8 protein-coding genes are annotated in these 7,059 nt (G+C 35.7%); 1 reads left to right on the top strand and 7 read right to left on the bottom strand.

From position 1 onward, the window contains the following. Positions 1-444 (top strand): transposase (locus tag AC4J95_RS20815; RefSeq protein WP_494551507.1); only part of this gene is annotated, 444 nt, incomplete at its 5' end. A 305-nt stretch (positions 445-749) separates the two neighbouring features. Here AC4J95_RS20815 and rbsK read toward each other — a convergent pair. From rbsK to AC4J95_RS20780, 7 genes are all read right to left on the bottom strand, one after another. Further along, on the bottom strand, positions 750-1,667 hold the full coding sequence (gene rbsK / locus AC4J95_RS20810) for a ribokinase (RefSeq protein ID WP_494551506.1): 918 nt from the start codon (positions 1,665-1,667) through the stop codon (positions 750-752). 54 nt (positions 1,668-1,721) lie between these two features. Beyond that, positions 1,722-2,669 (bottom strand): nucleoside hydrolase, encoded by a 948-nt coding sequence (locus AC4J95_RS20805; RefSeq protein ID WP_494551505.1) that lies wholly within the window; start codon positions 2,667-2,669, stop codon positions 1,722-1,724. Between the two features lie 27 nt (positions 2,670-2,696). Next, positions 2,697-4,145 (bottom strand): MFS transporter, encoded by a 1,449-nt coding sequence (locus tag AC4J95_RS20800; RefSeq protein ID WP_494551504.1) that lies wholly within the window; start codon positions 4,143-4,145, stop codon positions 2,697-2,699. A gap of 58 nt (positions 4,146-4,203) precedes the next feature. Next, entirely contained in the window at positions 4,204-5,013 is an 810-nt protein-coding gene (locus AC4J95_RS20795; protein WP_494551503.1) for an energy-coupling factor ABC transporter ATP-binding protein, read from the bottom strand. Then, positions 5,003-5,845: an energy-coupling factor ABC transporter ATP-binding protein gene (locus tag AC4J95_RS20790; RefSeq protein WP_494551502.1), complete on the bottom strand. Its 843-nt coding sequence runs from the start codon at positions 5,843-5,845 to the stop codon at positions 5,003-5,005. Before AC4J95_RS20790 ends, AC4J95_RS20795 begins: the two co-directional genes overlap by 11 nt. A 12-nt stretch (positions 5,846-5,857) precedes the next feature. Then, the gene (locus AC4J95_RS20785) at positions 5,858-6,622 is read right to left on the bottom strand and encodes an energy-coupling factor transporter transmembrane component T (protein WP_494551501.1); all 765 of its coding nucleotides are present in this window, start codon (positions 6,620-6,622) and stop codon (positions 5,858-5,860) included. Positions 6,623-6,634: 12 nt separating this feature from the next. Beyond that, positions 6,635-7,059 (bottom strand): ECF transporter S component (locus AC4J95_RS20780; protein ID WP_494551500.1); only part of this gene is annotated, 425 nt, incomplete at its 5' end.

The following is a 7,059-nucleotide window of genomic DNA, read 5'->3' as shown; positions in this document are numbered from 1 at the left end:
TCACTCAATAAAACTCGCTTTCCATGGGCGAAGTTCCGGAAAACAAAAGCTGGGATCAAGCTTCATTTAAATCTCTGCTATCTGGATAAAGACAATCAATATCCAGAGCGTTTTACCCTCACCAATGCCGAAGAACATGACCGAAATCATTTCGAATGCTTGGTGGATAAAACAGAAGCCACTTATGTTGTAGACCGTGGCTATTTTGATTATAAGCTGCTGGACCGCTTGCACAATGACGGGTATTTCTTTGTGACCCGGACAAAATCGAATACAACGATCACCGTCTTAGAACAAATTGAACTCACGAAGCGAACAAGGCGCGATCAATCAAGTGATTCTTACGCTGATTGCGACATTATTAACCTATCTCATCAAAATCGAACTGAATTCGGCAGCGACGCTCTTTCAGCTGAAACGTTCTTTCCACTATCTGCGTTTTGAATCTGCAGAAATCTGGTTAGAACGGCATCGACCTGGTTGATTTTAACTAGATAAATTGTCGTCACTATTCGAATTCACTTAAATAGGCACTAAAATTTTCTGGAGAAAAGTCATCCGTTGCGTAAGCATTCGACTTTTTGGAAATTTTAGTGAGAGATAGTTTTCAGGTTATTCTGACTATATTTGCGCAACACTAGTGGCTAAACTAGAATAATTTCCTAAAAAACATACTAAATTAGAGGGTAGAATCAGCCGTCACTGACTCTACCCTCTAATCTTGGTATGTTTTTTCTCTCTAGTTTATTCTATATTTCAATAGTTAATTCTGCTTCATAGGGTATAGAAGGTTGAGCCCCGTACCGTTGGACTGTCAGAGAGGCCGCTTTGCTTCCATAAGTGATTGCTTCTTCGATATTTTGTAAATTATGAGATAATTTTGATGCAAACGCACCGATGAATGTATCTCCTGCAGCAGTTGTATCCACCGCATGAACTTCAAATGCAGGGACCATTCCTGATTTTCCATCAGCAATAGAAAAGAATGCTCCTTTACTTCCTAATGTGACAATGAGAACCTTAACACCTAATTCGTGAATTTTATATGCTGCATTAACTAAATCACTTTCACTAGTGATTTTAGAACCAACGATTGTTTCCAGTTCTATTTCATTAGGTACTAAGATATCTGTTGAGCGAATTATTTTTTCAGGCAACTTTTCAGGTGCAGGAGCTGGGTTAAGAATTGTATACACGGAGGCTTGTTGAGCAATTTCAAAACTACTTTCAATGCTCTCATTATTGGTTTCCAATTGAGCAATTAGATAATCACTCGAAGAAATCGTTTCTTGATTCTTCAAAATGTGTTCATCTGAAATTTCTTGATTCGCACCTCCGTATATTACAATACTATTCTCACCACTATCATCAACAGTAACATAAGCACTTCCAGTTCTTACGTTATCCAAATGAGCAATACCTGATGTATTGATTCCATCTTGTTCAAGCAAATCTACAAGCGTTTTTCCACCATCATCATTTCCTACTGCTCCTATAAAATTCACATGAGCACCACTTCTAACTGCTGCAATTGCTTGATTCGCTCCTTTTCCACCACCATTCGTAAAAACTTCTTTTGAATGAATTGTTTCTCCCGGTTTTGGAAATTGCTCTGTACGAATCGTTGTATCCAAATTGATGCTTCCTACTACAGTAATCTTATTCATCTCTGCACTTCTCTCCAATTGTCTTCACTAGCATATATTCAATAATAAATTATCTTACGAAAAATACTTGATCGTATCCATCGTCAATTTTCTAAAATTATCTAAATCAAGATCAAAAGCAACTTGAACATTTTTGTCTTTCTTATACACGTCATCATAATCAACTACAGTACTACCTAATGCTAGTGTATCACTGGTCTCTACCTGTACATTCATTGGATATACAGTAAACATGTCTGGATCGATAACATAAGCGACAGCACATGGATCATGCATATGGATACCCTCAACGTGAGTTTCATCAGCCCAAAATGGTCGTGTAGTTGTTAAATTGAAAAAATCTAATAGATCAGCCATTGTTGTGGCTACTTGATTCCCAATATTTCGAATTTCTTTGATGTCTTCTTCAAATAATTGAGCTTTTAGTGTCACATCTAAACCAAACATAGCAACTGGAACTCCTGATTTAACTACGATATCTGCCGCTTCAGGGTCTACATAGATGTTAAATTCCGCATGAGGCGTCATATTTCCGCCAAAACATGCTCCTCCCATAAAGGAAATTAGTTCGATTTTCTCTTTTAGTTCAGGATGCGATAATAAGAAAATCGCAATGTTTGTTAATGGACCAGTAGCGATCAGAGTAATCTTTTCATCTGATTCTCTTAGAATATTTGCTATCAGATCGTTCGCTGAAATATCCAAATCAGCAATTGTAGATTCTGGCAGTTCGGCACCATCTATACCAGATTCACCATGAACATCATCTGCAATTATCAATTCACGACGCAACGGCTTTTCCGCGCCTCTAGCAACAGGTATTCCTTCACTTTTTGCCAGTGTTAATAATCTCTTGGCATTAATGTATGTTTTTTCTGGAAGTTGATTCCCAGCTGATGTAGTAACTGCTAATAAATCAATCTTTTCTGAAGCAATAGCCATCAATAACGCTAATGCGTCATCATGACCTGGATCACAATCTAAAATCACTTTTTTTGTCATTTTGAATCCTCCAATGCTTAATTATTCCTATTTATTTTGTTGAATTTTTTCACCGTGAGTGTAAATCATTTTTTTAGTGATAATAAATATCACAAGCGCTGCTAATACTATTACACCGCCAATTAAGAAAATATTTGCATAGGTTGAAGCCGCTCCTGCTGCTGAACCGACAACACTACTACCGGACATAACACCAGAAGACATCATCCCTCCAAATACGGCAACACCAACTGACCCAGTGATAGCTTGTACCAAGTCATTGACACCTAATACACGACCAGATTCCTCAGGAGCAACTGTCAGAGTTGCTGTATCTACAATTGGTGAGTAAAAGAATGAAGTTCCAAAATAATAAATACATGGTGCAAATGCTAACGCCCAAACTTTACCGTGAGGAATAGCAAAGGCAATAGCTAACAAACCTAGCCCCATAAAAGTTAGAGCCATAATAATAGCAGCTGAACGGCCAATTTTTTTAACAACAGGCCCACAAACAAATCCTAAAACCGCTGCCAATAAAATTGAACCAACCAACAGCAATGATACTTCTGCTGAATCAATGCCAAAAACATTTAGTCCGATAGCATTAACACCCGCGTTTAATGTGTAGCTGAAGAAGTATCCAATGAATATAACTGACATTGTTGCTATCAATGCAGGATTTTTTAAAAATTCAGGTGTGATAAAAGGATTTTTCGCTTTATTAATATAAACAATAAATAATACTAACGTTACAACAGATGAGATAGCCCAAAATGCATTCATGTCAGTGAAAAACATCGTCATTGCGCCAGCGAATGCACCAATCAAGATGAAACCAATCCAATCAATATTTGCTCCTTCTGCACGTTCATCAGGTAAATTTTTTGCTAACGAAGGAATAAATAGAACAGAAATAATTGGAACAGCAAACAACCAACGCCAATCAATTTTTGTAATATATCCAGCGGCAACAACACCTAAAGCTGCTGAAAAACGAAAGACCGCTACAAAAATACCATAATAAATTACGCGATTTTCTTTTGCAATATACTTTGAAACTAGAACTAAAAAGACAGAACCGGCCACTTGTCCACCAGCAGATTGTAAAACTCGAGCAATAACAACTGCCCAAATACTACTAGGTCCAAACCCAAAGCCAATGATGGAACCCAAAACAAAAATAATTACTCCAAATAATGTCATTTTTTTCAATGAAACAAAGTCACCTAGCGCTCCATAAACTACGCAGACAATTCCTAAAATAATTCCTGGAATTGAAGTGATTAAAGGAGCTAAGTTGGTGGCTCCCAACTGTTGTCCAATATTGACAAAAATCATACCAAAAGCCTGTTGTTCCAAAATACCAAATGTAAATATCAATAAAATCAATGGAATAGCTTTTTTAGCCATTCGATTCATTTTCTCAAACTCTTTACTTCCCTCCTCTGGTATCGGAACACCAATAATTCTCTCATTTTCTTTTGTTGCATCCATGTTTTTATCCCCGCTTTCTTAATGTATCTATATAAAGGGTAACTTCACCCATTTATCTTTATTCAAATCTCTTCTTCTCAAAAACTTGCTGGAATTCATTCTTATTAAAAACAGGTTCTGAAAATCCTAATTTTTGTCCCACTCTTGTAATTGGTGGAGGACTTACATAACTAGCTTCTAATACTTCTGATGAAGAAAAAATTACTTCTTTTGTTCCTCTTTTTAATATTTTCCCTTGCGACATAACGACGATTTGATCAAAATTTTTAACAACAAATTTCATATCATGAGTAATTGTTAGACATAGTTGATGATTGAATTTCAATGCTTCAATAATCCTAGTTAAACGCTGATTTCCTATGATATCTTGCCCACAAGTAGGTTCATCTAAAATGATTACTTCAGGATTCATCATTAGAATAGATCCGATTGTACAGAATTTTTTCTCTGTCGCATTTAAATCGAATGGATGGACGGAAAGTTTATCAGTTAAACCTACTAGATCAGCAATTTTTTCTAACCTTTTATTGATTTCTTTTTTCGATACGCCTTGTTGTTTTGGACCAAACTCAAATTCCTTTTTTACACTTTCCAAAAACAATTGATTATCTGGGTTTTGAAAGACATAACCGATTTTTCGAGACCAAAAAGCCGTTGTATGTTTCTCGATGTTTTCACCATTGATTAGTACCTCTCCTTCAGTTGGTCTTAATAGACCATTTAAATGTTTGACAAAAGTTGTTTTTCCAGCACCATTTTGACCAATAATCGCAATTGGTTCTATTCCTTCAAATATAGTATTGATTCCATTCAAAGCAATATCTTCAGAAGAATACTTATGTCTAAGATTTTTTATTTCAATCCTCATTCATCAATACCTCCTGCAACCTTTTGACAGCTTGTTCCTCAGTCAAAATAGTCGAATTGGAAAAATAGTCTTTTGTTATTTCATAATAATCAGGAGCACTCACACCATATTCCATTAGTCGTGGATTACTAAATACTCCTTCTGGGGTATCATTCAAAACTAAATTTCCTTCTTTCATTACAAGAATTCTATTTGCCAAACTAGCTATTTTCTCCATGTCGTGATCCACCATTATGATCGTCATACCGTTTTCATTCAGCGTTTTAACCGTTTTCATGATTTGCTGACTACCCACGGGATCTAGTTGAGTAGTGCATTCATCTAAAATTAAAATCTGAGGCTCTAAAATAATTGCAGCAGCAAGAGCTACTCTTTGTACTTGCCCTCCTGAAAGCTCTAACGGATTTCTATTTAATAAGTCAGTAATCTGAACTATTTCAGCTACTCTTTTAATTTTTTCGATCATAGTTTCTTTGGTTAGCCCTCTATTTCCTAACCCGAAAGCTAATTCCTCACTTACAGTATCAGCTGTATAGGATAGTTGATTAAACGGATTTTGAAAAACTAGACCAACTGTTTGTGATAACTCACCAACTCCAATATCTGAAATACTTTTTCCTTTAACTCTTATTTCTCCATCTGTATGACCAATAAAATAATTTGGAATTAATCCTGACAATGCGTTACACAAAGTTGACTTTCCAGCCCCGTTAGCTCCTATTACTGCAACAAAATCTCCTGATTGAACTTCGAAACTTATGTTCCTTAAAGCTGTATTTGGAGCTTCATTGTAGCGATAAGAAAAATTTATTGCTTCGACTAATTTATTCATCTAATCACCTCACTACTTCCAAAATCGAACAATTAGAGAGACCAATAGAAAAAATATAGATATTATTTTTAGAAAGGTATCACTTCGACTATGCTTCACTTCGATTAGTGTTGTTGGTTTGATCCCTTTAATACTAAAGCCCCTTGTCTCAAGGGTCATCCCTCTCTCTTGAGCATCTGTCAAAGAAGATAGAACAACCGGTCCTATTAGCGGTAGAAATGCTTTTGCTCGTTGTAAGAATGAACCTGTTACTTCAACACCGCGAGATTCTTGTGCTTCTTGAATAATTTTCACTTTTCTTTGCATTTGCGGAACAACATTGAGGCTAGCCAAAATAAGATAGCCGATTTTCATATTTAGACCCGATTGAGTTAATGCAGCAACTGTTTCTGAATTTTTAGTTGTATTTAAAAAAAGATAAAAAGTCGTCAGAAAAACTAATAAGGTAGAAGAAATTTTTAACGCATACAAGGTTCCTTCTAAACCGAGGCTAGCAAACCCTAAATTAGCTATAATTATCGTATTTTTAGGACTATATAATCCTTGGATAAAAAGTAACATCAACGTAACTGGAATTCCGAAGCCCAGTATCAATAAACCAACTTTTCTACCTGTTCCCATGGAAAAAGAAAGAATCAGAATAATTGCTAACAGATAGTATCCTAAGAAAGAACTAGGATAGATCATACAACCTATTCCTAAACTTAGGACTAATAATAATTTAGTTATCGGATTCAACTCTCTAATAAATCCATATATTTTATTATTCGTCTTCACAAAATTTCACCTTCAGTTTTTCGTTTTTACATTGGTCAGCGAAGCATTGTCCAATGGCGCATATTGGCTAGAAAAACGTTTAGGTATTTTTTTTACCAACCAATAGACGATTAGAAAAACTAATCCCTTATCAATTAAATTCTCTATTAACGATGTTGAAAATACAGATAGAACGATTTCTTTTGTAGCTGCTATCAATGCTGCTGTTGCCAATGAACTTGTGTTAATGCCCGTTGCTCCACCATATACAAAGATAGTAATTAAAGATGAGGTGAAAGAATTTGTCAACGTACAGGCTAACCAAGTGACTATCGCTCCACCGAGGTTCTTAAAAAAGCCAGCCATTACTAAATATCCTGTTACTAATCCACATAAGATACTGACAAGTGCATAAGGGAAAAAAACTGGATTTGTCACAATTGCCAAAAATAGATTAG

Source organism: Enterococcus sp. GPZ-007, assembly GCF_059374735.1.
The sequence above is the reverse complement of the archived record's forward strand: the minus strand, read 5'-3'. Positions and strand labels throughout refer to the sequence as shown.